Source organism: Massilia eburnea, from assembly GCF_009720745.1.
Lineage (GTDB): Bacteria > Pseudomonadota > Gammaproteobacteria > Burkholderiales > Burkholderiaceae_D > Rugamonas > Rugamonas eburnea.
This window is the reverse complement of the sequence record NZ_WNKX01000007.1, coordinates 116403-142785: the sequence shown is the minus strand read 5'-3', so window position 1 is coordinate 142785 and position 26383 is coordinate 116403. Positions and strand designations below refer to the sequence as shown.

The 26383-nt window shown below is 62.9% G+C and carries 22 protein-coding genes, 9 tRNA genes and 1 pseudogene; 22 read left to right on the top strand and 10 right to left on the bottom strand.

The window, feature by feature from the left end:
• The first annotated feature begins 47 nt into the window (after positions 1–47).
• From apbC to GM658_RS11425, 21 genes and pseudogenes are all read left to right on the top strand, one after another.
• Positions 48–1130 (top strand): iron-sulfur cluster carrier protein ApbC, encoded by a 1083-nt coding sequence (apbC, locus tag GM658_RS11525; RefSeq protein ID WP_155454180.1) that lies wholly within the window; start codon positions 48–50, stop codon positions 1128–1130.
• Entirely contained in the window at positions 1130–2245 is a 1116-nt protein-coding gene (locus tag GM658_RS11520) for a WD40/YVTN/BNR-like repeat-containing protein (RefSeq protein WP_155454179.1), read from the top strand. Before apbC ends, GM658_RS11520 begins: the two co-directional genes overlap by 1 nt.
• Before the next feature lie 10 nt (positions 2246–2255).
• The gene (locus GM658_RS11515; protein WP_155454178.1) at positions 2256–2642 is read left to right on the top strand and encodes a DUF4399 domain-containing protein; all 387 of its coding nucleotides are present in this window, start codon (positions 2256–2258) and stop codon (positions 2640–2642) included.
• A gap of 111 nt (positions 2643–2753) precedes the next feature.
• Positions 2754–4148 (top strand): glutamate--tRNA ligase, encoded by a 1395-nt coding sequence (gene gltX / locus GM658_RS11510; RefSeq protein ID WP_155454177.1) that lies wholly within the window; start codon positions 2754–2756, stop codon positions 4146–4148.
• A gap of 75 nt (positions 4149–4223) precedes the next feature.
• Positions 4224–4299, top strand: a tRNA-Ala gene (locus GM658_RS11505).
• Positions 4300–4335: 36 nt separating this feature from the next.
• Positions 4336–4411: transfer RNA gene (locus GM658_RS11500), tRNA-Glu, on the top strand.
• 26 nt (positions 4412–4437) lie between these two features.
• Positions 4438–4513, top strand: a tRNA-Ala gene (locus GM658_RS11495).
• Positions 4514–4553: 40 nt separating this feature from the next.
• Positions 4554–4629: transfer RNA gene (locus tag GM658_RS11490), tRNA-Glu, on the top strand.
• Between the two features lie 26 nt (positions 4630–4655).
• Positions 4656–4731: transfer RNA gene (locus GM658_RS11485), tRNA-Ala, on the top strand.
• A gap of 30 nt (positions 4732–4761) precedes the next feature.
• Positions 4762–4837 (top strand) — tRNA-Glu (locus GM658_RS11480).
• A gap of 114 nt (positions 4838–4951) precedes the next feature.
• Complete coding sequence (locus GM658_RS11475) at positions 4952–5455, top strand: hypothetical protein (protein ID WP_155454176.1); 504 nt, start codon at positions 4952–4954, stop codon at positions 5453–5455.
• Positions 5456–5536: 81 nt separating this feature from the next.
• Positions 5537–6634: a cytochrome c oxidase subunit II gene (locus tag GM658_RS11470; protein WP_155454175.1), complete on the top strand. Its 1098-nt coding sequence runs from the start codon at positions 5537–5539 to the stop codon at positions 6632–6634.
• 11 nt (positions 6635–6645) lie between these two features.
• Positions 6646–8466 carry a cytochrome c oxidase subunit I gene (gene ctaD / locus GM658_RS11465; RefSeq protein WP_155454174.1) on the top strand — a complete coding sequence of 607 codons (1821 nt, stop codon included), beginning with the start codon at positions 6646–6648 and terminating at the stop codon, positions 8464–8466.
• Positions 8463–8954 (top strand): annotated as a pseudogene (locus tag GM658_RS11460) (cytochrome c oxidase subunit 3); the annotation flags it as partial. The gene ctaD and the pseudogene GM658_RS11460, both read left to right, overlap by 4 nt.
• Positions 8955–9077: 123 nt before the next feature.
• Positions 9078–9734 (top strand): heme-copper oxidase subunit III family protein, encoded by a 657-nt coding sequence (locus GM658_RS11455; RefSeq protein ID WP_155454172.1) that lies wholly within the window; start codon positions 9078–9080, stop codon positions 9732–9734.
• 9 nt (positions 9735–9743) lie between these two features.
• Positions 9744–10079 carry a cytochrome C oxidase subunit IV family protein gene (locus GM658_RS11450; protein ID WP_155454171.1) on the top strand — a complete coding sequence of 112 codons (336 nt, stop codon included), beginning with the start codon at positions 9744–9746 and terminating at the stop codon, positions 10077–10079.
• 38 nt (positions 10080–10117) lie between these two features.
• Positions 10118–10193: transfer RNA gene (locus GM658_RS11445), tRNA-Glu, on the top strand.
• Between the two features lie 30 nt (positions 10194–10223).
• Positions 10224–10299, top strand: a tRNA-Glu gene (locus GM658_RS11440).
• Positions 10300–10345: 46 nt separating this feature from the next.
• Positions 10346–11482, top strand: a complete 1137-nt coding sequence (gene earP / locus GM658_RS11435) for an elongation factor P maturation arginine rhamnosyltransferase EarP (protein WP_155454170.1) — start codon at positions 10346–10348, stop codon at positions 11480–11482.
• A gap of 65 nt (positions 11483–11547) precedes the next feature.
• Entirely contained in the window at positions 11548–12123 is a 576-nt protein-coding gene (locus GM658_RS11430; RefSeq protein ID WP_155454169.1) for an elongation factor P, read from the top strand.
• A 136-nt stretch (positions 12124–12259) separates the two neighbouring features.
• On the top strand, positions 12260–13837 hold the full coding sequence (locus GM658_RS11425) for an amidase (protein WP_155454168.1): 1578 nt from the start codon (positions 12260–12262) through the stop codon (positions 13835–13837).
• On the opposite strand, the gene dbpA is transcribed toward GM658_RS11425, so the two are convergent.
• The 8 genes from dbpA to GM658_RS11380 form a co-directional block, all read right to left on the bottom strand.
• The gene (gene dbpA / locus GM658_RS11420; RefSeq protein WP_155454167.1) at positions 13834–15243 is read right to left on the bottom strand and encodes an ATP-dependent RNA helicase DbpA; all 1410 of its coding nucleotides are present in this window, start codon (positions 15241–15243) and stop codon (positions 13834–13836) included. The genes GM658_RS11425 and dbpA overlap by 4 nt on opposite strands.
• Positions 15244–15245: 2 nt before the next feature.
• Complete coding sequence (locus GM658_RS11415; protein WP_155454166.1) at positions 15246–15479, bottom strand: hypothetical protein; 234 nt, start codon at positions 15477–15479, stop codon at positions 15246–15248.
• Between the two features lie 82 nt (positions 15480–15561).
• Positions 15562–17214 carry an acid phosphatase gene (locus GM658_RS11410; RefSeq protein WP_170298778.1) on the bottom strand — a complete coding sequence of 551 codons (1653 nt, stop codon included), beginning with the start codon at positions 17212–17214 and terminating at the stop codon, positions 15562–15564.
• 46 nt (positions 17215–17260) lie between these two features.
• Positions 17261–17803, bottom strand: a complete 543-nt coding sequence (locus GM658_RS11405) for a hypothetical protein (RefSeq protein WP_155454165.1) — start codon at positions 17801–17803, stop codon at positions 17261–17263.
• 54 nt (positions 17804–17857) lie between these two features.
• Positions 17858–17934 (bottom strand) — tRNA-Met (locus GM658_RS11400).
• A 48-nt stretch (positions 17935–17982) separates the two neighbouring features.
• Entirely contained in the window at positions 17983–19134 is a 1152-nt protein-coding gene (locus tag GM658_RS11395) for a methyltransferase (protein WP_155454164.1), read from the bottom strand.
• Positions 19135–19256: 122 nt separating this feature from the next.
• Positions 19257–20195: a hypothetical protein gene (locus GM658_RS11390; RefSeq protein WP_155454163.1), complete on the bottom strand. Its 939-nt coding sequence runs from the start codon at positions 20193–20195 to the stop codon at positions 19257–19259.
• Between the two features lie 307 nt (positions 20196–20502).
• Positions 20503–21000 (bottom strand): putative metalloprotease CJM1_0395 family protein, encoded by a 498-nt coding sequence (locus tag GM658_RS11380; RefSeq protein ID WP_155454162.1) that lies wholly within the window; start codon positions 20998–21000, stop codon positions 20503–20505.
• Positions 21001–21093: 93 nt separating this feature from the next.
• Between GM658_RS11380 and GM658_RS28860 the strand changes: the two genes are divergently transcribed.
• Positions 21094–21258 carry a hypothetical protein gene (locus tag GM658_RS28860; protein ID WP_170298777.1) on the top strand — a complete coding sequence of 55 codons (165 nt, stop codon included), beginning with the start codon at positions 21094–21096 and terminating at the stop codon, positions 21256–21258.
• Here the strand turns inward: GM658_RS28860 and GM658_RS11375 are convergent.
• Together GM658_RS11375 and GM658_RS11370 are read right to left on the bottom strand one after the other, a co-directional pair.
• Complete coding sequence (locus GM658_RS11375; RefSeq protein ID WP_155454161.1) at positions 21247–25047, bottom strand: AAA family ATPase; 3801 nt, start codon at positions 25045–25047, stop codon at positions 21247–21249. The genes GM658_RS28860 and GM658_RS11375 overlap by 12 nt on opposite strands.
• Complete coding sequence (locus GM658_RS11370) at positions 25044–26360, bottom strand: exonuclease SbcCD subunit D C-terminal domain-containing protein (RefSeq protein ID WP_155454160.1); 1317 nt, start codon at positions 26358–26360, stop codon at positions 25044–25046. Before GM658_RS11370 ends, GM658_RS11375 begins: the two co-directional genes overlap by 4 nt.
• Positions 26361–26383: the final 23 nt, after the last annotated feature.

The window sequence follows — 26383 nt, the reverse complement described above, 5'->3', positions numbered from 1 at the left end:
TTTACCAGTGGATGCGCTAGACTGCGCCATCACCAATGGAGAATTGCATGAGTATCACTGTAGATGACGTCAAATCAGCACTGTCCAAAGTAATTGACCCTAATACAAACAAGGACTTTATCTTCTCGAAGTCCGTCCGCAACCTGAAGGTCGAAGGCGGCGAAATCGGCCTGGAAATCGAACTGGGTTATCCGGCCAAGTCGCAAATCGAATCGATCCGTGCCAATGTGCTGGCTGCCCTGCAGCCGCTGGGCGCCAAGGTCAATCTGACCGTCAGCACCAAGATCATTTCCCACACCGTGCAGCGCGGCCTGAAGCTGATGCCGAACGTGAAGAATATCATCGCCGTCGCCTCGGGCAAGGGCGGCGTGGGCAAGTCGACCACCGCGGTCAACCTGGCGCTGGCGCTGGCTGCCGAAGGCGCCTCGGTTGGCGTGCTGGATGCCGATATCTACGGCCCGTCGCAGCCGATGATGCTGGGTGTTTCCGGCCGCCCGACCACATCCGACGGCAAGACCATGGACCCGATGGAAGGCCACGGCATCCAGGTTTCCTCGATCGGCTTCCTGATCGATCCCGACGAGCCGATGGTGTGGCGCGGCCCGATGGTCACCCAGGCCTTGCAGCAGCTGCTGGAGCAGACCAACTGGCGCGACCTGGACTACCTGATCGTCGACATGCCGCCTGGTACCGGCGATATCCAGCTGACGCTGTCGCAGAAAGTGCCGGTGACCGGCGCCGTGATCGTCACCACCCCGCAAGACATCGCGCTGCTGGACGCGCGCAAGGGCCTGAAGATGTTCGAGAAAGTCGGCATCCCGATCCTGGGTGTGGTGGAGAACATGAGCACCCATATCTGCTCCAACTGCGGCCATGTGGAGGAAATCTTCGGCCACGGTGGCGGCGAAAAGATGTGCGCCGACTTCGGCGTCGACTTCCTGGGCGCCTTGCCATTGAAGCTGGCGATTCGCGAGCAGGCCGATTCCGGCAAGCCGACTGTGGTCGCCGAACCGGATGGCCCGGAAGCGGCCATCTACAAGGCGATTGCGCGCAAGGTGGCTGTCAAGGTCGCCGAAAAAGCCAAGGATATGAGCAGCAAGTTCCCAAGCATCGTCATCAAGCACGACTGATGCGAAGCTCCCTCACTTGCGCGGCATTGGCCGCCTTGGCCCTGCTGGCCGCATGCACGGGGCCGCGCCCAGCCGCTGGAGAATTTGCGCCGGCTGTTGTGCCTCCGCCGCCGGCGCTTGCACAAGGCAGCACGTCCGCATGGATTCCGCAACGTTCTGCCTCCGACGCCGAGTTGCGCGGCCTCTCCGTCCTGAGCGACAAGCTGGCCTGGGCCAGTGGCGCCCATGGCACCGTGCTGCGCACCGCGGACGGCGAACACTGGAGCGTGCTGCCGGTGCCGGGCGCAGAAGCCTACGATTTCCGCGACATCGAAGCATTCGACGCCAACACCGCCATCGTGATGGGCGCCGGCCCGGGCGCTGCATCGCGCATGTACCGTACGCGCGATGGCGGCGTGACCTGGCAATTGCTGGTGGTGAACCAGGAGCCGGAAGGCTTCTGGGACGCCATGGCATTCTGGGATGCCCGCAACGGCATTGTCTTTGGCGATCCAGTGCGGGGCGCATTCACCGTCCTGGTCACGACGGACGGCGGCGAAAGCTGGCAGGCGGTCAGCGACCCGAAAGGCCTGGCAGCCTTGCCGCAAGAGGGCGCATTCGCCGCCAGCGGCACCTGCCTGAGCGTAGGCGGGAAGGGCGATGCCTGGTTCGTCACCGGCGGCGCAGCGCAATCGCGCGTCTTCCGCTCGGTCGACCGGGGGCGCAACTGGCAGGCGGCCGCCATCCAGATTCCAGCCGCCGCAGCGAGCAAGGGCGCCTTTTCTGTAGGTTTTGACGGCAAAGGGCGCGGCCTGGTGGCAGGCGGCGACTACAAGGAACCAGGCCTGGGCACCCTGAATGGCGCCGTCAGCACGGATGGCGGAGCAGGATGGTCGCCGCTTCAAATCCAGCCATCTGGCTTCATGTCCGCCGTGGTCCCAGTGCCGGGAACGAACGCCAGTTTCGTCGCAGTCGGCCTGGCCGGCTCGGGCTACACCCGCGATGGCGGTAAAAGCTGGACAATTATCGAAAAGGAAACGAAACTGAACGCCGTTGCCTTTTCGGCGCCCGACGCCGGATGGGCAGTCGGTCCGAAAGGCCTGATCGTCAAGTACGTTGGACCACCACTCAAATGAGGAGAAAGACATGAAAAAGATTATGGCGGCCCTCGCAATGGCCCTGGCTGCTGGTGCGGCGGCAGCGCAATCGGTAGACTTCACCGAACCCAAAGACGGCGCAGTGGTTAGCAGCCCCTTCAAAGTCAAATTCGCCGTGACCGGCATGGAAGTAAAGCCAGCCGGCACGATGGACACGAATACCGGCCACCACCACCTGATCATCAACGGCGACAGCATGAAGGTCGGCGAATCCGTCCCCTTCGACGAAACCCACCTGCACTTCGGCAAAGGCCAGACCGAAACCGAAGTCAAGCTGCCGCCCGGCACCTACAAGCTGACCATGCAATTCGCCAACGGCGCCCACCAAAGCTACGGCCCCGGCCTGTCGAAAACCATCACCGTCACCGTCAAGTAACAGCCGAGGCCGTGTCACACCTTGGGGTCAGACCCCAAGGTGTGACACGAGCTCAAGTGGTGGCTTTACGGGTAAAATAGCGCCTTTATAATTTTCCGCATTCCACCCGAAATGACTCAAGTCCGTACCCGTTTCGCACCTAGCCCGACCGGTTTCCTGCACGTTGGCGGCGCGCGCACTGCGCTGTATTCCTGGGCCTTCGCTCGCCACTTCGGCGGCACCTTCGTGCTGCGTATCGAGGATACCGACCTGGAACGTTCGACCCCGGAAGCCGTGCAGGCGATCCTGGACGGCATGAAGTGGCTGGGCCTGGACCATGACGAAGGCCCGTTCTACCAGATGCAGCGCATGGACCGCTACCGCGAAGTCGTGGCGCAAATGCTGGCCGCCGGTACCGCCTACCATTGCTATTCCTCGCCGGAAGAAGTGCAGGCCATGCGCGACAAGGCTACCGCTGCCGGCGAAAAGCCGCGCTACGACGGTACCTGGCGTCCGGAAGAGGGCAAGACCCTGCCTGCAATTCCCGCCGATCGCAAGCCGGTCGTCCGCTTCAAGAATCCGCTCGATGGCGACGTCACCTGGAACGACGTGGTCAAGGGCACCATCACCATCGCCAATAAGGAGCTGGATGACCTGGTCATCGCGCGTCCTGACGGCACCCCGACCTACAACTTCTGCGTGGCGGTCGACGATTGGGACATGAAGATCACCCACGTCCTGCGCGGCGACGACCATGTGAACAACACCCCGCGCCAGATCAACATCCTGCGCGCCATCGGCGCCGAATTGCCGCAATACGGCCACCTGCCGATGATCCTGGGCTCCGACGGCGTCAAGCTGTCCAAGCGCCACGGCGCCGTGAGCGTGATGGAATACCCGGCCCAGGGCTACCTGCCGGAAGCCATGCTGAACTACCTGGCCCGCCTGGGCTGGTCGCACGGCGACGATGAGCTGTTCTCGATGCAGCAGTTCTGCGAGTGGTTCAACCTGGAGAGCCTGACCGCTTCGCCAGCCCAGTTCAACTACGACAAGCTGGCCTGGGTCAACAACCACTGGATCAAGCAGTCCGACAACACCCGCCTGGCCGAACTGGTTACGCCGAAGCTGCTGGCCGATGGCGGCAAGCTGGAAGGCGCGCCTGCGCTGCCGCTGGTGCTGGCCCTGCTGAAAGACCGCACCAACACCATCAACGAACTGGCCGACGCTGCGATGCTGTTCTATCGCCAGCCGAACCCTGACGCGGCCCTGATGACCCAGCACTACACCGATGCCGTCAAGCCAGCCGTGGCCGACTTCGCCGCCCGTATCGCTACCGTCGAGTGGACCAAGGAAGCCATCGCCGCCATGATCAAGGAAGTGCTGGCTGCGCACGGCCTGAAAATGCCTCAGCTGGCCATGCCGCTGCGCTTGATGGTGGCCGGCCAGTTGCAGACGCCTGCCATCGATGCGGTGCTGCAACTGTTTGGACGCGACACTGTGGCAGCCCGCCTCGCTAAATTTGCTTAATTATTTTCGACAATCTTGCAATTTAGCATTTGCATTTCACAGAAGGGCTGCTATACTTCTGTCTCCTTGCAAAACGGGGGTATAGCTCAGCTGGGAGAGCGCTTGCATGGCATGCAAGAGGTCAGCGGTTCGATCCCGCTTACCTCCACCAGTTTTGCGAAGGAAAAGCAGTAAAAGAAAGTCCAGGGTCCCCATCGTCTAGAGGCCTAGGACATCACCCTTTCACGGTGAGTACCGGGGTTCGAATCCCCGTGGGGACGCCAAGAGCAGTAACAATCTGTGCCAGCACGGGGGTATAGCTCAGCTGGGAGAGCGCTTGCATGGCATGCAAGAGGTCAGCGGTTCGATCCCGCTTACCTCCACCAAGTCTGCACAGGTTGATAGCAGTAACGGAAAGTCCATATGGTCCCCATCGTCTAGAGGCCTAGGACATCACCCTTTCACGGTGAGTACCGGGGTTCGAATCCCCGTGGGGACGCCAGCTTTTCGCATTATGTTGTGCCCAGAGGGGGTATAGCTCAGCTGGGAGAGCGCTTGCATGGCATGCAAGAGGTCAGCGGTTCGATCCCGCTTACCTCCACCAACGCGGCACAACGTAGCAATAGTCCAACAGGTCCCCATCGTCTAGAGGCCTAGGACATCACCCTTTCACGGTGAGTACCGGGGTTCGAATCCCCGTGGGGACGCCAGCATTTCTTCTTACTTCCTTCCAAGACTGCCTAAAAAGCGTGCAAGCTTAACTCCTTTGCATCTTCGTGGTTTGCGTACTAATATGAGTTACGGACCCTGCACAGGAGGAAGTCATGGAACTTCGCATGCTGCAATCGCATCGCTGGGTGGCGCGCCAGGCTGACTGGACCGCCGCAGCCATCGCCGGTTTCGGAGCCGGCGGTATCCTGATGTTGCTGGAGTTGATTTGGGCCACCGCGCAAGGCGGCGACCGATGGCTGGCAACACGGATGGTCGCTGCGATGGTCATGGGTTGGGAGGTGCTGCAAACTTCCGGCTACGATTTGAGCGTCGTCATCGCAGCACTCGCAGTTCACTACATCCTCGGTATTACCTTCGCCATGATGCTGGCGGCCATCATCGCCCCGTTCCAGCTTGATTCAAGCACAGGACTGGTGATGCTGACCGGCGCTGCCTTCGGCGTGCTGCTGTATGTGCTGAACTTCTACGGCATGTCCGGCGCCTTCACCTGGTTTGCAGATTTGCGGGGGTGGTCCACCTTCGGCGCCCACGTCGTCTTCGGCGCCAGCTGTGCATTGTTCTACCGGATGCTGGAAAGGCCAGAAAAACGCGAGTGAATAAGCCTTGGCAGTGACGCCCCGCCTGCGAGCGGGGCGTAGCCGTGTGTAGTTTTCCCATAACTAACCGGGCTTATCATTATGGCGTTGGCAATCTCCCTCATCCTGATTGTTCTTGGCGCAGTTATTTTTCATTGGCTCAGCCCCTGGTGGCTGACTCCCATCGCTTCCAACTGGCAGGCGATGGACGATGCGTTGATGATCACGCTCGTGATCTGCGCCGTCCTGTTCATTGTCATCCACCTGTTTGTCGCTTACGCCGTGGTGAAATTCCGCCACCGCGAGGGCCATCGTGCCGCGGCGGAATCGCATAATGGCAAGCTGGAGTGGTGGCTGATTGGCGCCACGTCGCTGGGCATCGTGGCGATGCTGGCGCCGGGCCTGAACGTGTATGCCAAGCTGATTTCCCCGCCGGCGGACGCGAGTGTGTTCGAAGTGATGGGCAAGCAGTGGGACTGGCATTTCCGCCTTCCGGGCAAGGATGGCAAGCTGGGCGTGACGGATGTGCGTTTCATCAACGCCACCAATCCCTTCGGCATCGATCCGGACGACCCGGCAGGGCAGGATGACGTGCTGGTCGATGGCAGCGAGATCCATATCCCGATCAACAAGCCGGTCAAGGTGATGTTGCGCGCACAGGACGTTCTGCACGATTTCTATGTGCCGCAATTCCGCACCCGCATGAATATGGTGCCGGGACTGGTGACCCAGTTCTGGCTGACGCCGACGCAGGCCGGGCGCTTTGAAGTCATGTGTGCGCAATTGTGCGGGGTGGGACACTCGAATATGCGCAGCGCCGTGGTGGTGGATGAGCTGGCGGCTTACGACAGCTGGCTGGCGAAGCAGCCGACCTTCAGCGGACATAACGCGCCCGGCGGCGTGGGCGGTCCCGCCGAACCGGGCAAGCAGGGACGCCTGATCGCGCAATCGAAGGGCTGCGTGGCCTGCCACAGCGTTGACGGGGCGCCGAGTGTTGGCCCAACGTGGAAGGGTTTGTTTGGCAAGCAGGAGTCGCTCGAAGGCGGCGCCACCATCGCGGTGGATGAGGCCTATATCAAGCAGTCCATCCTCGACCCCAAGGCCAAAGTGGTCAAGGGCTATCCGAACATCATGCCGCCTAATCCGATGAGCGATGCGGAAGTGGCGGCATTGATCGACTACATCAAGACTGTACGCTGAGGAGACCTCGCATGTCTTATGGTGAAGAGCACGGCCACGATTCGCACGACGAAGGCCACGACCACGCGCCGCAAAGTTTCTGGACCAAGTATGTCTGGAGCCAAGACCACAAGGTGATCGCGATCCAGTACACGCTGACGGCGCTGTTCATCGGCACCGTCGGCCTGATCCTGTCCGACCTGATGCGCTTGCAGCTTGGCTTTCCGGGCAAATTCCAGTTCATCGACCCGAACAGCTATTACCAGTTCATCACCATGCACGGCATGATCATGGTGGTGTACCTGCTGACGGCGCTGTTCCTGGGCGGCTTCGGGAATTACCTGATTCCGCTGATGGTCGGGGCGCGCGATATGGTGTTCCCGTTCCTGAACATGCTGTCGTACTGGTTCTACCTGCTGGCGGTGGTGATCCTGTGCGTGAGCTTCTTCGTGCCGGGCGGGCCGACCGGGGCAGGGTGGACGCTCTATCCGCCGCAGGCGATCCTGCCGGGTACGCCGGGAACGGAATGGGGCATCATTGTGATGCTGATTTCGCTGGCGGTGTTCATCGTTGCTGCCACCATGGGCGGCTTGAATTACGTGACCACGGTGCTGCAGGCACGCACGCGCGGCATGACCTTGATGCGCATGCCGCTCTCGGTGTGGGGCATCTTCGTCGCAACCATCCTGGCGCTGCTTGCCTTCCCGGCGCTGTTCGTCAGCGCGGTGATGATGATGTTCGATAAGACGCTGCATACCAGCTTCTTCATGCCGGCACTGGTGTCGATGGGGCAGCAGCTTCATTACAAGGGCGGCAGCCCGCTGCTGTTCCAGCACCTGTTCTGGTTCTTCGGGCACCCGGAGGTCTACATCGTTGCTCTGCCGGCCTTTGGCGTGATCTCGGACTTGATCAGCGTGCATGCGCGCAAATGCATCTTTGGCTACCGCATGATGGTGTGGGCGATCGTGATCATCGGCGGCTTGAGCTTCGTGGTGTGGGCGCACCATATGTATGTGAGCGGCATGCACCCATGGTTCGGCTTCTTCTTTGCGACCACTACCTTGATCATCGCGGTGCCGACTGCGCTGAAGGTCTATAACTGGACGCTTACCCTGTGGCGTGGCGACATCCACCTGACGGTGCCGATGCTGTTCGCGCTGGGCTTCATCAGCACCTTCCTGATAGGCGGGCTGACCGGCCTGTTCCTGGGGAATGTGAGCGTGGACATTCCGCTGTCGAACACCTACTTCGTGGTGGCGCACTTCCATATGGTGATGGGGGTTTCGCCGGTGCTGGCGGTGTTTGGCGGGCTCTATCACTGGTATCCAAAGGTCACTGGGCGCATGTACAGCGAGAAGCTGGGCCAGGCGCACTTCTGGATTACCTTCATCGGCGCCTATGCGATCTTCTTCCCCATGCACTACCTGGGAATTCTCGGCATGCCGCGCCGCTATTACGCTTACGAGAACTATGCGTTCATCCCGCAGTCGGCCCATACACTGAACACCTTCATTTCCGTCGTGGCCCTGATTGTCGGCGTGGCGCAGCTGCTGTTCCTGTTTAATATTGCGTGGAGTGTGCGCAGGGGCGCAGCGGCGGGCGGCAATCCGTGGCGCGCGGCCAGCCTGGAGTGGTACACGCCGCAAACGCCGCCGGAGCATGGCAACTGGGGGCACGAGCTGCCGTCGGTGCACCGTGGGGCGTATGAATACGGTGTCGATGGCCCGGGTGCCGGGGGCGATTACATCCCGCAGAATGCGGGACCGGAATATGGCCCGGATCCGCATGCGCCGCCGCCGCATCCCAAGGCGCACCTGTCACCGCAGCATGATCCGGCGGAGGTGCCGAAATGAGCGCCAACGCAACGTTGCGCGCCAATGGCGGCAATGGTCCCGCCTGGCCGCAGGGGGCGCGCCGCACCGGCCTGTGGGTCTTCATGGTGGTGGTTTCCACCCTGTTCGGATTGTTCGGCGTGGCCTACATGATGCGTGCCGCGTACGAGGACTGGCGGCCCATCACTTACGTGCCGTGGCAGCTTTATTGCAGCACCGGGCTGCTGGTGCTGTGCAGCCTGGCGTGGGAGCTGGCCCGTCGCCACGTTGCTGCCGGCCGGCGCGATGCGGCGCGCAGTGCTTCGATCGGTGCGCTCGTGTTGTCGGCCATGTTCGTGCTATCCCAGCTCTACGCATGGCAGGCGATGACGGCAGCCGACTATGGCGTCGCCGCCAATCCGGCCAACAGCTTCTTTTACCTGATTACCGGCCTGCACGCGGTGCACGTGATGGGCGGCATGGTCGCCGCTGCGTTTGCGGTGCGTAAAGCTGGCGAGGCAATCGGGCTTTGCGCACAGTATTGGCATTTCCTGTTCGTCCTCTGGCTCGCGCTGTTCGCCTTGCTGTTCATGGTGACGCCGGACCTGGTCAGGGCTTTCTGCTCAACGATAGGCATTCCTGTGAGGTGAGGTATGGATACCGGCACCAATGACATGAAGGGCTTCGTCTCCGACTGGTCGGGCGACCGCGCTGCGTTCCGCGTCCCGTGGGGCAAGGCGATGATGTGGATCTTCCTGCTGAGCGACACCTTCATCTTCGGCACCTTCCTTACCGGCTATATGTCGGTGCGCACCTCCACCACGTCAGCGTGGCCCAATCCCAGCGAAGTCTTCGCGCTGACCATCAATGGTACCGACTACCCGCTGCTCCTGATTGCGATCATGACTTTTGTGCTGATCACCAGTAGCGGCACCATGGCGATGGCGGTCAACGCAGCCTACGCGCGCAACAGAAAGCTGGCCGCCATCCTCATGCTGGTGACCGCCGCATTTGGCGTGATGTTCGTCAGCATGCAGGCCTTTGAGTGGACCAAGCTGATTCACGAAGGCGTGCGCCCCTGGACGAATCCAATGGGTGCGGCGCAATTCGGTTCGTGCTTCTTCATGATTACGGGCTTCCACGGACTGCACGTGTCGGCGGGTGTGATTTACCTGGGGATCATTGCGCGGCGTGTATTGAACGGGCATTACGAGAAAAAGGGATATGACATCGTCGAAATCACCGGCCTGTATTGGCACTTCGTCGACCTTGTCTGGGTGTTCATCTTTGCATTGTTCTATCTCTGGTAGGAGGCCGCCATGTCCGATGCTACCGCTGCCCATCAACAGCACCCGATAGCGATTTATGTCAAAGTCTGGATCCTGCTGTTCGTACTGAGCTTCTTTTCCTACCTGGTGGACTTCTTCCATGTGCACGGCTTGCTGCGCTGGTCGCTGATCCTGATTCTGATGGTGCTGAAGGCCGGCTTTATCGTCGCTGTCTTCATGCACATGAAATGGGAAAGGCTGGCGCTGATCTTTGCCATTACGCTGCCGCCGTTGGCGATACTGGTGCTGGTTGGCATGATGTCGGCCGAATCACATTATGTGAATCACAATCGCACCGAACACTTCGCCGTTGCGCCCTTGAAATGAGGCTTGCACGCTGATATAATTCGCGCACGCTTTTCGACGTCCCCATCGTCTAGAGGCCTAGGACATCACCCTTTCACGGTGAGTACCGGGGTTCGAATCCCCGTGGGGACGCCAAGTAACTTTAAAGCGTAGTGCAAGTCCAGGGTCCCCATCGTCTAGAGGCCTAGGACATCACCCTTTCACGGTGAGTACCGGGGTTCGAATCCCCGTGGGGACGCCACAGATTAGAATGAAGCCGCCTAGTGCGGCTTTTTCGTTTTCAGCCTATGCCATCTTTGTCCCTCGATCTATTTTGCAAAGTTGTCGATAACTTCGGCGACATCGGCATCTGCTGGCGCCTGGCGCGCCAGCTGCAGCGCGAGCACGGCATCGCCGTGACGCTGTGGGTCGACGATATGGTGACGTTCCAGCGCATCTGCGCGCAAGTTGACCTGCGCGCCGAGCGCCAGCTTATCGACAGTGTGGCCGTGCGCCACTGGGCGTCGCAGGAAGGCGAGTTCACGCCGGCCGAGGTGGCGGATATCGTGATCGAGTTTTTCGGCTGCGACATCCCGCCCGGCTATATCGCCGCGATGGCCCAGCGCCCGCAGCGCCCGGTATGGCTGAACCTGGAAGGCTTGAGCGCGGAGGAGTGGGTTGAAGGCTGCCACAGCTTGCCATCCAAGCATCCGCGCCTGCCGTTGACCAAGTATTTCTTCTTCCCGGGCTTCACTGAAAAAACTGGCGGGCTCTTGTGCGAAACAGGTCTTGAGGCTGAGCGCAAAGCCTATATTTCCGATCCCGCTGCGGTGTCGGGCTTTCTGTCGTCACTGGGTGTGACGGCGGCCGAAGCGGCAGCAATGAAGGTTTCGCTGTTCTGCTATCCCTACGCACCGGTCGCCGAATTGTTTGCTGCATGGCGCGAAGCCGAGCAAGCGCTGACCTGCCTGGTGCCGGAAGGCGTGGCGAACGATGCGGTGGCCGCGTTCCTCGGCGCACCTGCGGTGCCGGGCGCGGTGCGGACCGCGGGCGCGCTGACGGTGCGCGTGCTGCCCTTCGTGCCGCAGCAGGATTACGACAAGCTGCTCTGGTCCTGCGACCTGAACTTTGTGCGCGGAGAAGATTCCTGGGTGCGGGCGCAATGGGCTGGCAAACCCTTCATCTGGCATATTTACGCGCAGGATGAAAACCTGCACCATAAGAAGTTGCGCGCTTTCCTGCAGCGCTATTCCGCTGGCAGTGCGCTCGATGAATTCTCCCTGTGCTGGAATGGCGCCGCGCCGGGCAACTGGCCAAGCCTGTGGAAAGCCCTCGTGACGGCAATGCCTGAAATTTCGGCAAAGTCGGCAGAATGGCAACAAAAAATCCTGGCCAACGGCGATCTGGCCACGAATTTGACTAAATTTTGTGCATCGCTGAGGTAACAAATCATATCCCCGTGCTATAATGCGCGGTTACTGCAACTCCCCTTAACCGGTATATATTCGCTATGAAATTCGCAAAAGAGATTCGTGTCGGCAACATCATCATGGTTGAAGACAAGCCATTCATCGTTCTGCGTTCCGACGTCAACGGCTCGTCCCGCACTGGCTTCACCTACAAATGGAAGATGAAGAACCTGCTGACCGGCTCCCCGCTGGAAAACGTGTTCCGCGGCGACGACAAGTTCGACGTGGTCGTTCTGGACAAGAAGCCAGTTACCTACTCGTACTTCGCTGACCCACTGTTCGTATTCATGGACGAAGAGTACAACCAGTTCGAAATCGAAGAAGAGAACATGGGCGAAGCCGTCAACTACCTGAAAGACGGTATGGAATGCGAAGCTGTCTTCTACGACGGCAAGGCAATCTCGGTTGAACTGCCAACCACCATCGCTCGCCAGATCATTTACTCGGAGCCAGCTGTCAAGGGCAACACCTCCGGCAACGTGACCAAGGAAGCGAAACTGGAAAACGCCATTGAAGGCCGCAACTTCTCGATCCAGGTGCCACTGTTCGTGTCCCAGGACGACATCGTTGAAATCGACACCCGTACCCACGAGTTCAAGAAGGTCGTTCGCGCCTGATGCACTGAACTGTTGCAATCGCGCAATAAAAAGCCCGCTCGTGCGGGCTTTTTCCTTTTGTGCAGCATTGTTTACTTGCAACATGCTGGTATGCTAGTGGTTTCTTGCTGTTCTTCTACATAAGAGGGCGTACCAGATGGATCGAAGGGGTTTCGTGAAGTTGGGGCTGGCTGCCGGCGGTGCAGCCACTTTGCCGCGTACGCAGGCAGCGGTGCCGTCGGTGCTGGATGCCGGCGTCCAGCATCAGCAGGAGCTGATGGCGGCGAACAAGCTGACCTCACATGCGCTCACTTCGCAATACCTGGCGCGGATCAACACCATCGACAAATCCGGCCCGCGCATCAATTCGATCATCGAGATCAATCCCGAAGCGCTGAAGATTGCGCGCGAGATGGACCGCGAGCGCCACGCCCGCCGCGTGCGCGGACCCTTGCATGGCATTCCCGTGCTCCTGAAAGACAATATCGCCACCGGCGACCGCATGAGCACAACCGCCGGTTCGCTGGCGCTGGCCGGCGTGCGTGCTGCGCGCGACTCGCACGTGGCGGCGCGCTTGCGCGAAGCTGGTGCCGTCATCATCGGCAAGACCAATCTGAGCGAGTGGGCCAATATGCGGTCCAACCATTCCGTCAGCGGCTGGAGTGCGCGCGGCGGGTTGACGCGCAATCCCTATTCGCTGGACCGTAACTGCAGCGGCTCGAGTTCCGGTTCCGGCGCGGCAATTGCGGCGGGACTGGCCACGCTGGCGGTGGGAACGGAGACGGATGGCTCCATCGTTTCGCCGGCATCGATTTGCGGACTGGTGGGCATCAAGCCGACCATCGGCCTGGTAAGCCGCAGCGGCATTATCCCGATTGCGCACTCGCAGGACACCGCCGGTCCAATGGCGCGCAGTGTTTCGGACGCGGCCTTGATGCTGGCGGCAATGGCGGGTGTCGACCCGAAAGACCCGGTGACGCAAGACGGCGACGGCAAGACGGCCGATTACTCGGCGGCGCTGAAGCGCGATGGCTTGCGCGGCAAACGCCTCGGAGTGGCGCGCAACTTCTTCGGCGGCAGCGATGGCGTCGATGCCGAAATCGAGAAGGCGCTGGAAGCCTTGAAAGCACAAGGTGCAATCCTGGTCGATGTGCAGGTGCCCAACACGGAAAAATACGGCGACAGCGAAACCGAAGTCCTGCTGCACGAATTCAAGGCCGACCTGGCAGCCTATCTGCGCGACTATGCGCCGGAGGCCAAGGTGAAAAACATGGCCGACCTGATCGCCTTCAACAAGCAGAATTCCCGGCTGGAGCTGCCATACTTCGGCCAGGAATACCTGGAGCGCGCGGAAGCCAAACCCGGGCTGGACAGCAAGGAATACCAGGACGCCCTGGCCAACAACCACCGTTATTCACGCGAAGAGGGCATCGACCTGGTGCTGAAAGCGCATGAACTTGACGCCCTGGTTGCGCCAACCGACGGCACCGCATGGCTGACGGACTTCATCAACGGCGACCATTACGGCAAGAGCTTCTCTTCCCCCGCCGCCGTTGCCGGCTACCCGCACGTCACAGTGCCGGCCGGCTATGTTCGCGGCCTACCGGTGGGCCTGTCCTTCGTTGGCACCGCATTCAGCGAAGCGGCCCTGATCGGCATGGCTTACGCCTTCGAGCAGGCGACCATGGTGCGCCGCGCCCCGCAATTCCCCGCCAGCGTCTCCATCCGCGCTTAGACTTCGATAAAGCGCATCTTGAAGTTGCGGCCCTTGAAGCTGCCGAAGTCACCGCCCTTGATGGTGCTGGCGGCTTTCAGGCGGTCGAAGGCTTGATGAGCGATGCGGCGGTCGAGCGCGACATAAGTCTGGAACTCGGTCACGGCGATCTTGCCGACTTGCTCCTTGGTCAGGCCGCCGTCGCCGCATAGTGCGCCCAGCACGTCGCCGGCACGCAGCTTTTCCTTCTTGCCGCCGGCGATGCACAGCGTCAGCATTGGCGCCGGTTCGGCGTTCACGAATTCGTCTTCCGCCAGCTCCTTGATGTCGTGCCATTCAGCCGGCGCGCCCTGGTAGTCTTCAATCAGCTTGACCCACTTCTTCTCGTTCGGCGCGCACAGCGTCAGCGACAGGCCTTTTTCGCCGCCGCGGCCGGTGCGGCCAATGCGGTGGATGTGGACTTCGGTGTCGCGCGAAACGTCGGCGTTGATCACCGCTTCCAGGTTCGCGATATCGAGGCCGCGCGCCGCGACGTCAGTGGCGATCAGGATCGAGCAGCTGCGGTTGGAGAACAGCACCAGGATCTCGTCGCGTTCGCGCTGTTCCAGTTCGCCATACAGGGCGAGGGCGGAGAAGCCTTCGGCGTGCAGTTCGTCCAGCAGCTCCTTGCAGTGCACCTTGGTGTTGCAGAAGATGATGGCCGAGGCGGGCTGGTAGTGCTTGAGCAGTTTGCCCACCGACTTGTCGCGTTCGTCGAAGTCGATTTCGTAGAAGCGCTGTTCGATCTGGCCGCCGCTGTGCTGCGCTTCCACGGTTACTTCGACCGGATCGTAAAGGAAGGCTTCCGTCGCCTGGCGAATATCGTCAGGGTAAGTGGCCGAGAACAGCAAGGTCTGCCGACGCTTCGGGCAGGCGCGCACGATGCCGGCGATTTCGTCGTAAAAGCCCATGTCGGTCATGCGGTCCGCCTCATCCAGTACCAGCATGCGCACATTGGACAGGTCGAGCGATTCGCGCGACAGGTGGTCGCGTACGCGGCCCGGCGTACCGACCACGATGTGGGCGCCAAATTCCAGCGAGGCGATTTGCGGACGCATTGGCGAGCCGCCAGTCAGCACGACTACTTTCACATTCGGCACGCAGCGCGCCAGGCGGCGTAATTCGCCGGCCACCTGGTCGGCCAGTTCGCGGGTCGGGCAGAGCACCAGGCCCTGTACGGCGAACCAGGCGGTATTCAGGTTGCAGAGCAAGCCGATGCCGAAGGCTGCGGTCTTGCCGCTGCCGGTCTTGGCTTGCGCGATCAGGTCGCGCCCTTCCATGATGGAGGGCAGGCTTTGCGCCTGGATCTCGGTCATTTCGCGGTATCCCAGCGAGTCCAGGTTGGCAAGAAGTTTGTCGGACAGCGGCAGGGTAGCGAAGGCGGTCATATTCAGTCTCGGCGCCAGATCGGCAGGCCGGTTAAGTCCAGGTTGGGATCATTCTGCCAGATTGGCAGGCCGCTGGAGTCGGTGGGACCGAGTTCACCCAGCAGGTCGAGTTGTTCTTGCTTGCGCGGAGCACGGCGGACACGCGGCGGCGGTGGAAGCTTGGCTTCCGCCGTCATCGGCTCGGCGGGCTCGAAGCCCGGCAGGTCGATTGTCGCGTTGTCTTTTTTATCTCTCATTATCCGCCGTAGAAAACAAAAGCCCGGCTGAATCAGTCGGGCTTCCCTTTAAAACGGGCGAATTGTAACACGGGCAACCATGTCAGCGGAAGGCGAGGGCTCCCGTCAAGTCGCCCGGCGGCAACGCGCCGCGCTCGGCGAAGGCCTTGTTGCGCACGGCCAGGCCCTCCAGCAGCGGCAGTCCGTGCAGGCGCGTGATCAGGCGCAGGATCGAGGTGGTGTCGTAGAAGCTGTGGTCCACGTTGCCCTTCTTGGCAAAAGGCGACACGATGATGGCCGGAATGCGCGAACCCGGACCCCAGCGGTCGCCTTTCGGCGGCGCCACGTGATCCCACCAGCCGCCGTTCTCGTCGAAAGTGACCACCACGACCATATTGTTCCACTGTGGTGACTTCTTCAGGTGCTCCAGCACGTTGACGATGTGCTGGTCGCCCGATTCGATATCGGAGTAGCCGGCATGCAGGTTCAGGTTGCCCTGCGGCTTGTAGAAGCTCACTGCCGGCAGCTTGCCGGCCACCACGTCGGCCAGGAACTTGTTGGAAATCGGGCTGTCACCCAGGCCGCCGTCGCGGATGTGGGTGCTGCGTTCGGCGGTGCCCGGCGCAAAGCTCTTGAAGTAGTTGAATGGCTGGTGGTGGTACTGGAAGTTCGGCTTGGAACCGCCACCCTTGTGATCCAGCGCCGCCTGGAATGCGCCGCCATACCATGCCCAGCTCACGCCCTTGCGCGACAGCAGGTCGCCGATGGTGTCATAGGTTTGCGGTGGCAGGGTGGCCGGGTCGTGCGGATCCGCATGCAGCGGGTCGCCGCCCGCAGCGGGACGGATAAAGCTCGGCTGGTAGGGCGGGGCCATGGTGTTGACGGCGAAACCATCAGGCGTAATGGCGCCGTCGTTCACATAGTGCGGCTTGCCTTCCAGCGCAGTCTTCGGGCTCTTGGGATCGATCGCCAGGGTGTGGCCGCTTGGCCCGTCGGACAGCACGGCGATCTTGCGCTTGGCCGGGCTGTTGGCGGCGTCCGGGTAGACCGGGCAGCGGCCCGACACGAGGAACTGGTGGTTCAGGTAGGACCCGCCAAAGGCTGCCATGAAGAAGTTGTCGCACAGTGTGTACTGGCGCGCCACCTGCCACAGGCCGAGGTTTTTCTCCGTCTCGCCGTAATATCCCATGACCATGCCGCCGGTGTTGCCCCAGGCGACGAAGCCATCGTTCTTGCCGCCGTTGATCTGCATCTGGTTTTGATAGAACAGGTGCCACAGGTCGCGCGTGATGACGGCTTCCGGCAGCGGCTTGCCTTCAGCGTCGACCAGTTTGAATGGCGCATTCGGCAGGCCGGAAAGCTGGTCTTCCTTGAGTTCATAGCGCTTGCCGGCGATGTCCTGCGGCACGGGCACCAGGCCGCCCCAGACTTTCGGCAGCGACGGCAGGATGCTGCCGTCGTAGTCGCGCTGCTGGTAATCGGCGGGCTTGAGCGCCGACATTGGCGACTCCAGGCCTGGGAAATCGGCGAACAGGTTGTTGAAGCTGCGGTTTTCCAGGTAGATCACCACGACGTTCTTGACGTTGGCCTGCAGCTTCTCGTCCAGGGACATGGCTTTGGCAGGCCTGGCGGATTTCTTGGCTGGCGCGGCGGTCACGCCTGGCAGGCTGGCGGCAAGGCCGGCTGCACCGGCGGCCTGGAAAATGCGCCGGCGGGCAGGGCTGGCCGGCTGGTCTTTGTGGTTCTGGTCGCTCACGCGCTACTCCTTGCGGTTCTTGTAGCGTGCAATTGTGACAGTTAGATTACAAAAATGCGAGCGTGCCGCGCTGATAGGTTTCGCGCACTTCGGCGATGGGCAGGTGCGAGGACGTGTACAGGATCGCGCCGTGCTCGAACAGCGCGGTCGGCGAATGCAGCATCTTGCTGGCGAACGTGCGGCGGTATGGCGCCAGCGGCTGTACTGCTTTGCCGAACGGCGTGTCGGTTGCGTCGAGCAGGCGGTTCATCTCGGGCGTCAGGCGGCTCGGGACGTACCAGTTGTCGGCCTCCGAGAACAGGTGGGCGCCGCAATAGAGCTGTACCCGGCGGTATTTGATGTCGGAGCTGCCCAGGCGGGCGATGGTTTCGGCGCTGGCTGGCTTGGCGTCGCCGCGCACCAGGCGCGCCACGATTTTCGGTTCGGCCGCCATGGCATGGTCCGCGCACCATTGTTCCAGCGTCAGGGTGGCGCTGCTGCTGGCCAGGATCCTGGCGCTCAGTTCTTGTGCGAGGACGTCGGAAGTGCCGGTGGCAGAAGCGCAAGCTGCCAGCAAGGGCAGGGCCGCAAGGTATGAGCAAATCCGCATTGGCGCACCCGGAAATGGAAAAAGCCGCTGCGAGGGCAACGGCTTTTTGGAATCTGGTTGCGGGGACAGGATTTGAACCTGTGACCTTCGGGTTATGAGCCCGACGAGCTGCCAGACTGCTCCACCCCGCGTCTGAGGCAAGCATTATAGCTCGCCCAACGCGGTTCCGCAAGGTCGAATTACGCAGCGCCCAGACGCCACAGCGAGGTGACCTCAGCCGAACGCGCCGCATGCAGGGGATCGCTGGCATCGCTCGCCTTGGGGTGGACCGGGCGCGCGTCCAGGCGGCCCAGCACTGTCAGGCCGGCGTCGGCGATCCAGCTTTCCAGCTCGGCGCGGGAGCGCAGGCCCAGGTGTTCGGCCAGGTCGGACAGGATCAGCCAGCCTTCCCCGCGTGGCGCCAGGTGAGCTTTCAGGCCCGACAGGAACCCCCGCAGCATGCGGCTATCCGGGTCATAAACTGCATGCTCGACCGAGGAATTGGGGCGGGCCGGCACCCATGGCGGGTTGCAGACCACCAGAGGGGCCTGGCCAGGAGGGAACAAGTCCGCTTCCAGCAATTCCACTTTGCCATCCAGCATCAGGCGGGAAAGATTGTCACGTGCGCAACTCAGGGCCCGCTTGTCCATATCGGTGGCGACCACACGCCGCACGCCGCGCTTGGCCAGCACGGCCGACAGCACGCCGGTACCCGCGCCAATATCGAAAGCCAGCTCGGACGCACCCTTCGGCAAGGGCGCATCCGCAACCAGCTGCACGTATTCGCCACGTACCGGCGAGAACACACCGTAATGCGGATGGATGCGCTCGCCCAGGGCAGCCACCGGAACGCCAGCCTTGCGCCATTCATGGGCGCCGATCAAGCCTTGCAGCTCGCGCAAGGAAATGACGAAAGCATCCTCGCCGCGGCCATAAGCTTCATTGCAGGCCAAAGCCACGTCAGGCGCACGGCGCAGCGGAATCTTGTAACCGGCCTCAAAAGGGATCAACACCATCGCCAGGGTACGCGCGCGCTGTGACTGAGCCTGGCGGTACAGGTGGAAGGCCTCGGTAGCGTTGGCCGGCGCCTTGGCTGCGGTCACCTTGCGGCCTTTGCCGCCCTTGGCTTTCTTATGGTCGGCCCGGCGTGCCAGGGCCTGCAACAGCTGGCGCGCGTTCTGGAAATCGCCGCGCCAGAGCAGGGCGGTGCCCTCGCAGGCCAGACGGTAGGCGACGTCAGCGTTCATGCTGTCATCGGCAACCTGCACACGCTTGGGCGGCGGATTACCTGCTTCGGAATGCCAGCGCGCGGAGCGCGGCTCGCCTTGTTCTGTCCAATGGATTTCTTGCATGTGTAGCTCGTAGTAAGAAAGTCGGGGTCAGCTCTGGCAATCGGACATTTTGCGCAGCAAAATGTCCGATTGCCAGAGCTGACCCCGACTTTCAAGTAAGGAGGCCGCAATTATACGCGGGCTTATGCCGCGGGCGGGTCGATCGGTGCGATCTCTGCCTTAGGTGGGTCGATTGGCGCTGCATCGGTCTTGACCGGTTCGATTTCAGTCGATGGCGGATCAATCTGGCCGTTGCGGGCGGCATCGCGGCTGTCGTTGGCGGCATGCGCCAGGTCGGCGGCTTGGCCAGGCTGGGTCTGCAGGAGGCCGTAGGCTTTCGCTTTTTCGCTGGCGTTCGGCGGCAGGAAGTTGTCCAGCGGCGTCGCGGAATCGACCAGCTTGAGCAGGCGCATGCTGAGCTTGCCGGCGTCGCTTTCCTTGCCCTGCTCGTCCGGCTGCTTGACGGTGGCGCTGACGCTCTTGTCCATCAGGCGGAACAGGTCGGCCAGGCTGCCCGGGAAGTCGATATCGGGGAAATCCACTTTCGGCAGCGGCATGGCCGGGTTCTGGTCGGCATTTTCCTTGCGGCGCGATGGCACGCTCGATGCTGCACCGGCGGTAGCGCGGGCTTCGTACTTGATTTCCACTTCAAAGTTCAGCTTGCGGCCGTCGGCGGTGGTAATCGTGCCTTTGCCGAGGAAGTGGGAGTCTTCGCTCAGGCTGAATCCCAGGGCGTCGCTGACGCCATCGCTGCCTTCGGCGTGCAGGGCGGCGGCGCCGAAGCTGGCGTTCGATTCCAGTGCAACGGAATCGAAAGAAATCTTGGCGCCTTTGGCATTGTCTCCGAGCAAGCTCTTTGCGAAGCTGCCGATCAGGTCCTGAGCCATGTCGACCGTCCGGTTGCCCAGCTGCTCGACACGTTTTTGCAGGTCGACAGCATTGCTGGACAGCGAAACCGCGCTGTCCGAGTTCACATCATTCACCACATTGGCAGGCGTGGCCTTGCCATCCTGCTGGCTGACAGCCGGGGAAAGGGTAGTGTTCTGATAGTGGCGCGGGCCAATGGAGTTCAAGGGGTTCATGATTGGAAACCTTTTAGGGCACTTCCCCCTGCTACGGCAAGTTTCAGGATTTCTTGAGCCAAATCAATGGTGATGGGTCCACAAACCGTTTGATTCGAGGTAGGACTTGACCGCTTCCGGGGCGCCAGTGGCGTGCAGCTTCACTTCGCCGCAGCTGCAGACACCATAGTACGGCGTAATGTGGGAACATGCAGAAGTTTTCTGCAAAGTAACTTTTACTGCTTTGGCGCATTTTGCGCACTTGAAAGTCAGGTTGCGTGGAGCTTTCAGGAACATGGCAAGGAATCCGGGCAAAACGGCGATTTTATCAGGCAAATATATCGACCGTTACTTGCTTTTCAGAATGCCCATAGCTGGCGGCAAGCTTTTGTTGCTTAGCTGAAATTTCAGCCTGGGCTTTCTGCGCCATTTGCGCCGCGCTGGCGGCGACGCTGCGGTCCTGGCCGGAGGGATCGGCCGGCGCCAGGGCGGCCGCCTGGATCTGGCGCGCCTTGTTGATGGTTTCTTCGGGCGTGCTGCCGGGCGAGGTGTCGATATTGACCTCGCCGCCGACGGCATAGTTCACGCCATTCGGGCCGCGCTGGTAGGTGTAGGTGGCGCCGGAGGTGGCCAGGCCGCCGGCGACCGCCAGGTGCGCTTGCTCATGCTGGCGTACCTGCAGGTCGCGCGCCTTGAGCTGGTCGATCTTTGCCTGCTCTTCGGCGGAGTACTGCTGCTGGGTGGACTCGGCGCGCGCGGCCTTCCGGGCGGGCGCGCTGGCCTGCTGCGCGGCGCTGCTGGACGATGATATGGCGTCGACTCCCATTTACACATGATAACAAATTGGACGAGGCGAATCGTCAACTGGCGGCTGCTTCCCGCGTTGAATGGGTGACCGTCATGCCGATGGAGGTTTACGATGGACCAGACCAAGCAACCCACCAAGGAAGCCGTGCGCAACTGGCTGCAATCGCGCCAGGAGGAACGCCGTCCTTTGCCCGACGCACAGCAGATCCGCCGCGAACTGGGGTGGGAGATGGTGCGCGCCGAACAGGATCAGCGCACCTGGCGCTTAGCTGACTGAGATCGCGCTGCGGCCGTTGGCGGCGGGTTGCACCACGATCCTGGTGGCGATCCGTTCGGTCATTTCCTGCACGTGGGAGATCACGCCCACCTTCCTTCCCATAGACTGCAAACCGTCCAGCGCGTCCATTGCGACGCGCAGGGTTTCCGCATCCAGGCTGCCAAAACCTTCGTCGATGAACAGCGATTCCACGCGCACCCGGTTGGAGGACAGCGAGGCCAGGCCGAGCGCCATGGCCAGCGACACCAGGAAGGATTCGCCGCCGGACAGCGAGTGCACGGAGCGTTTTTCGTCGCCCATGTGCAGGTCGCGCACCAGCAGGCCGAGCGAGGGCTGGGCGGGGTTGTCGATGCGTTCCAGCTGGTAGCGCGGGGCGAGCTGGGCCAGGTGGGCGTTGGCGTAGCCCAGCAGGACGTCGAGCGTGAATTGCTGCGCGTAGTTGCGGAATTTCTTGCCGTCCTGGGAGCCAATCAGCTCGTACATGGTGGCCCAGCGCTGTTCGATTTCCTGCTGTTTGGAGATGTCGGCCAACATGGCTTCGGCGGCTTTGCGGCGGGCGTCGTCCTGCGCCAGCTGCAGCTTGAGGGCCGTCGCGTGGTCGTGGGCCTGCTTGCGTTCTTCCTGCAGCGTTGCCAGGGCCTGTTCCAGTTCGGCGGCGCTGCGTTGTTCGCCCGCGGGGGCGGTTTCGAGGTGGGCGGCGTGTTGGGCTTCGCGTTCGGCTTGCACCGCCTTGGCGGAAGCGAAGGCCTGGTCGATCGCTTGCAGCGCGGTGCGTTCGTCGCGGATGCCTTGCTGCGAGTGGGCGAGCAGGGCGCGCAGCGCTTCCAAGCCGGCGATGCCGATGGCCTGATTGTCGGTGAGCCAGGCCTGCAGGCGTGCGGTGGCGCCTTCTGCTGCCTTGTCTTTTTCCGCCAATTGCTTGAGCGCTTGGGCGAGGGCTTCGTCGGCGCGGGTTCGCTGTTGCGCGGCTTGCTGGGCCGATTCCTGGCGCGCCTGCAAGGTCGCGCGGGCGGTGTCGATGGCTGCGCGCAGTCCGGCTTCCACTTCGCGCACGGAGCGGCCTTGCCAGAGCGCTTGCCGTTCGGCCGTCGCTTCGGCCAGTGCGGCCTGCGCGGCGTCGGCTGCGGCTTGTGCGCCGCGCACGTCGGCGCTGCTGCGCTGTTGTGCGCTGCGCAGGCTTTGCAGTTCGGTGGAGAGTGCGGCGATGGCGGCGGCGCGTTCGTCGGCCATCCGGCGCTGCGCTTGCCATTGCTTGCTTTCACGGCTGCGTTGTTCGTGGAAGCGGGACGGGCTGTCTTTCCATTCGTCTTGCCAGCCAGGACGGGACAGTGGCGCGTCCAACTGGTCGAGCAGGGTGGCGATTTGCAGGGCGGTGTCGATGCGCTGTTCGTCGAGTGCTTTTTGCTGCGCGTCGGACTGCGCCAGCGCGGCTTGCGCGGCGGCCAGGGCATGCTGGTGACGGTTGCATTCGGCGGCAGCTTGCTCGCAGGCGGTTTGCGCTACATCGCGCGTGCGGCTGGCCTGGCGCTGCGCTTGCTCCCGTGTCTCCAGGCTGCGTTGCGCGGCGTTCAGGCTGGCGCTGTGCGCGGCGAGCCAGGCCGGGATTTCGTCGCTGGCAGATGGAACGATGCTTGACGGCGTCCGTGCGGAAGTGGCGTCGCCGGTGGCTGCTAGGGCTGCGATCGGGCTGCTGACGTGGCCGGCGAGGGCCGTGCTGGCGGCGCTCCAGCGCGGCTGGGCGCCGGCAAGGGCGGCTTCGAGGCTGTGCTGCTCGGCGCCGAGGGCGGCAAGCTGTTCGACGCTGGACTGGAGGCGTGCCTGCTGCTCGGCCTCGTGCTTCAGGTTGCGTTGCAGTTTGTCGCGGCAGTCGCGCACCTCGGACTGCAGCTGCGCCAGCATGGCGTGCAGCGGGCCGTCCTCGTGCCGGTAGGGATGCTCGTGCGAGCCGCATACCGGGCATGGCGAGTCGTCCTGCAGCGTGGCCCGCAGCTTTTCGACGCTCTCGCCGGTGGCGGCTTCCGCCAGCTTCAGTGAGCGTTCTGCCTGGGTGGAAGCGGCAAACAGCGCGACGTTGGCCTCGCGCGCTGCGGCTACTTCGGCCGCCGCGCTGTCGCGTGCTGCCTGCAAGACGGCGCCGCGGGAGGAGAATTCCTGCTGGCGCTGGGTGAGTTGCGCCAGGTTTTGCCAAGCGGCGCTGCTGTCCGCCAGCAGCGCGCGCTGCTGGTCGAGGTGCTGGCGTTGCTGCGCCAGCTCGTCGGCGTTGAAACCGGCCAGCGTCCTTGCGGCCTGGTCGCGCTGGGCTTCTGCCTGGCGCAGGCGTTCGGTGGCGGCATCCAGGCCGCTGCGTGCATGGGCTTCATCCTGCCGCTGGCCGGCTGCGGCCTGCTGTACTGCCGCCAGCGCCTGCGAATGCTTCGCGGCGCGGTCGGCTTGCAGGCCCGCTTGCGTGAACAGGACGTCCCAGCGCGGCCACTCGGGCGCCAAGGCAGCCCAGTGTTCATGATGGGCCAGCCATTGCATGCCTGCCTGCTGTTCGCTGGCGAGCGCCTGGTTGTGCGCCTCACGCGCCTGCAAAACGGACAGGGCGGCGGCATCGGCCTGCCTGGCCGTATCGCGTGCACTGGCGGCCTGCGCGAAGGCGGCTTGCAGCGGCGCCAGGCGGGTGTCGAGTGCCTTGGCCTGGTCCAGGAGCGGCGCGGCCGCTTGCTGGGCGCTTTCGGCGGCGGCCAGGACGTCAGCAGCTTGCTGGGCGTCGTTGCTGAGCACTTCCAGGGCCATGCGTGTGCGCTCGGATTCCTGCGCGGCGAGCGAGATCGCGGCTTGGGTGGCGGCGCGCTCGGCGGCCAGGCGCACGACGTCGTCATCCAGCGCGCGCGCCGGCTGCACGGCGTCGAGCTTTGCCAGTGTCGCGCGGCGCGGGGCGGCGGTTTCCGATTCGTGCTGGCGCTGCTGGCAATGCTCGCGGGCGTGCTGCACGGCGGCTGCGAGGCGTTCGGCTTGCTGGTGCCAGCGCAGTTCCGCTTCCAGCGCCGTGACGCGCTGCGCGCTGGCATGCAGCGCCGCTTCGGCGGCATCGGATCGGGCGACGACTTCGGCGCGCTGCTCGGACGCCAGCGGCTGTTGTGTCGCCAAGCCGGCGCTCAGGGTCTTCAGCTTCAGCTCTTCGGCGCGCCAGCGCTCGAAGGCGCGCTTCGATATGTCGCTGTAAATGCCGCTGCCCGTCAGGGTTTCCAGCAAGGTGCCGCGATCGTCGTCTTTCGCTTTCAGGAAGGCGGAGAACTCGTTTTGCGCCAGGAGCACGGCGCGCGTGAATTGTTCGAAACTCAGGCCGACACGCTGGACGATCTCCCCCATCACTTCGGTCTTGGTGTGGCCGAGCGGCTGCAATCCGGGCAGCTTTTGCAGGGACATGGCGCTTGGCTGCAAGGCGCCGGCGGCCTTGCTGCGGGCGCGCCATACCTTCCAGCGGGCGCGGTAGGCGGCGCCGTCGTTGCCGACAAAATCCACTTCCGCCCAGCCTTCGGCGGCGCCGCGGCGCAGCAGCGTGCGCGGGTCCTGTGATGATACGGGGTCGCCCACGTCGGGTGTCTTGCCTTCAGCCTTGTGCAGGCGCGGCGTGTCGTCGTACAGCGCCAGGCACAGGGCGTCGAGCAGGGTGCTCTTGCCAGCGCCGGTCGGGCCGCTGATGGCAAACAGCCCCGCATCGGACAGCGGCTGCGAAGTGAAGTCGACCGCGAATTCATCGGCCAGGGAGGCCAGGTTCTTGCCGGCGATGCGCAGCACCCTCATGGCTGCACCAGTTCCGCAAAGGCTGCCAGTTGCTCGGGTGGCGCTTCACTGCCGAAGCGCTGCCGGTACAGGCGCTTGAAAATATCGTCCGGCTGCAAAGTGGCCAGCTGGTCGAGCGAGAGCGCGGCTTCTTCGAGGGAAGCGCGGGCGGCGCTGGTGGTTTCGATCTTGGCCAGGCGCACTGGCTTGCCTTGCAGGGCTTCTTCGATGGCGGCGCGCAGGCCCGGCTCGGGCGCGCTGAGCTTGATGCGGACTTCGAGCAGCGGCTGTTGTTCCAGCGGGACTTCCGGCAAGGCGAGGGCGGCCAGCGCGGCCCTTACTTCTTCCAGCGCAGCAGGCTTTTCGGGGATGCGCAGCAGCGGCACCGAGCGCGGAACGTGCAGCGGTGTGATCGCTGTGACCTGGGCGCCGTCAAAGTCGACGCGCAGCACCTGGTGCTGGTAGCCCGTCTCGGCGAACGAGAGCGGAATCGGGCTGCCGCAGTAACGGATATGTTCGTGCGGGCCGACTTGCTGGGCCAGGTGCAGGTGGCCCAGTGCGGCGTAGGCGATGGGCGGTGCAAAGATCCCGCTTGGGAGCATTTCTGTGCCGCCGATCACGATGCGGCGCTCCGAATCGGCGGACATGGTGCCGTTGACCATGTGGCAATGGCCCATGGCGACGATGGCCTGGCGGTCGGCGGCGCGGGCGGCCGCCAGATCCAGCGCCTGCCGGTACAGTTCCGCGATGCCGGCAAGGTAAGGATCCGGCTGCGGCGCTACCGGCGTTTCGTTCGGGGCTGCGCCAAAGGCGGACGCGGTCTCGGGCGCCTCGCCGGCATCGCTTGGAGCGGCGGCATCAGCTGCGGCGACGGAGGCGACGCGCGGCACGTCGCCGTGGCGCAGGAAGGGAACGGCCAACACCCAGGCGGCGACCGCGCCGTCCTTGCCGGTCAGCGGCACCAGCATGCGCTCCATGGCGATATTGCCGTCGGCGTCGCGGTGCGGGTAGCCGATGACGGTGGTGCCGTGGGCTTCCAGCAGCGGGCCGGGCGCTTCGATGCGCCCGGGCGAATCGTGGTTGCCCGCGATCACGACGATATCCAGCTGCGGGGCCCGGGCACGTGCCTGCTGCAGGAAGGTGTACAGCTGCCGCTGCGAAGCCGACGATGGATTGGCATTGTCGAAAATATCGCCTGCCACCAGCAGGGCATCGGCCTGTTCGGACACGATGGTGTCGAGCAGCCAGTCCAGGAAGCGCTGGTGCTCGTAGTGGCGTTCAAAATTATGCAGCGACTGGCCAAGGTGCCAATCGGAAGTGTGCAGCAGGCGCATGAAATGTAAAGCTGGGCGTGGGA

Coding starts and splice junctions, on each gene's coding strand:
- GM658_RS11430 (WP_155454169.1), top strand. CDS start 11,548: ATGAAATTCGCAAAAGAGATTCGTGTCGGCAACATCATCATGGTTGAA.
- GM658_RS11415 (WP_155454166.1), bottom strand. CDS start 15,479: ATGAGAGATAAAAAAGACAACGCGACAATCGACCTGCCGGGCTTCGAG.
- earP (WP_155454170.1), top strand. CDS start 10,346: ATGCCATCTTTGTCCCTCGATCTATTTTGCAAAGTTGTCGATAACTTC.
- GM658_RS11450 (WP_155454171.1), top strand. CDS start 9,744: ATGTCCGATGCTACCGCTGCCCATCAACAGCACCCGATAGCGATTTAT.
- gltX (WP_155454177.1), top strand. CDS start 2,754: ATGACTCAAGTCCGTACCCGTTTCGCACCTAGCCCGACCGGTTTCCTG.
- GM658_RS11395 (WP_155454164.1), bottom strand. CDS start 19,134: ATGCAAGAAATCCATTGGACAGAACAAGGCGAGCCGCGCTCCGCGCGC.
- GM658_RS28860 (WP_170298777.1), top strand. CDS start 21,094: ATGGACCAGACCAAGCAACCCACCAAGGAAGCCGTGCGCAACTGGCTG.
- GM658_RS11380 (WP_155454162.1), bottom strand. CDS start 21,000: ATGGGAGTCGACGCCATATCATCGTCCAGCAGCGCCGCGCAGCAGGCC.
- GM658_RS11520 (WP_155454179.1), top strand. CDS start 1,130: ATGCGAAGCTCCCTCACTTGCGCGGCATTGGCCGCCTTGGCCCTGCTG.
- GM658_RS11515 (WP_155454178.1), top strand. CDS start 2,256: ATGAAAAAGATTATGGCGGCCCTCGCAATGGCCCTGGCTGCTGGTGCG.
- GM658_RS11455 (WP_155454172.1), top strand. CDS start 9,078: ATGGATACCGGCACCAATGACATGAAGGGCTTCGTCTCCGACTGGTCG.
- GM658_RS11425 (WP_155454168.1), top strand. CDS start 12,260: ATGGATCGAAGGGGTTTCGTGAAGTTGGGGCTGGCTGCCGGCGGTGCA.
- ctaD (WP_155454174.1), top strand. CDS start 6,646: ATGTCTTATGGTGAAGAGCACGGCCACGATTCGCACGACGAAGGCCAC.
- GM658_RS11405 (WP_155454165.1), bottom strand. CDS start 17,803: ATGCGGATTTGCTCATACCTTGCGGCCCTGCCCTTGCTGGCAGCTTGC.
- GM658_RS11375 (WP_155454161.1), bottom strand. CDS start 25,047: ATGAGGGTGCTGCGCATCGCCGGCAAGAACCTGGCCTCCCTGGCCGAT.
- GM658_RS11390 (WP_155454163.1), bottom strand. CDS start 20,195: ATGAACCCCTTGAACTCCATTGGCCCGCGCCACTATCAGAACACTACC.
- dbpA (WP_155454167.1), bottom strand. CDS start 15,243: ATGACCGCCTTCGCTACCCTGCCGCTGTCCGACAAACTTCTTGCCAAC.
- GM658_RS11370 (WP_155454160.1), bottom strand. CDS start 26,360: ATGCGCCTGCTGCACACTTCCGATTGGCACCTTGGCCAGTCGCTGCAT.
- apbC (WP_155454180.1), top strand. CDS start 48: ATGAGTATCACTGTAGATGACGTCAAATCAGCACTGTCCAAAGTAATT.
- GM658_RS11475 (WP_155454176.1), top strand. CDS start 4,952: ATGGAACTTCGCATGCTGCAATCGCATCGCTGGGTGGCGCGCCAGGCT.
- GM658_RS11470 (WP_155454175.1), top strand. CDS start 5,537: ATGGCGTTGGCAATCTCCCTCATCCTGATTGTTCTTGGCGCAGTTATT.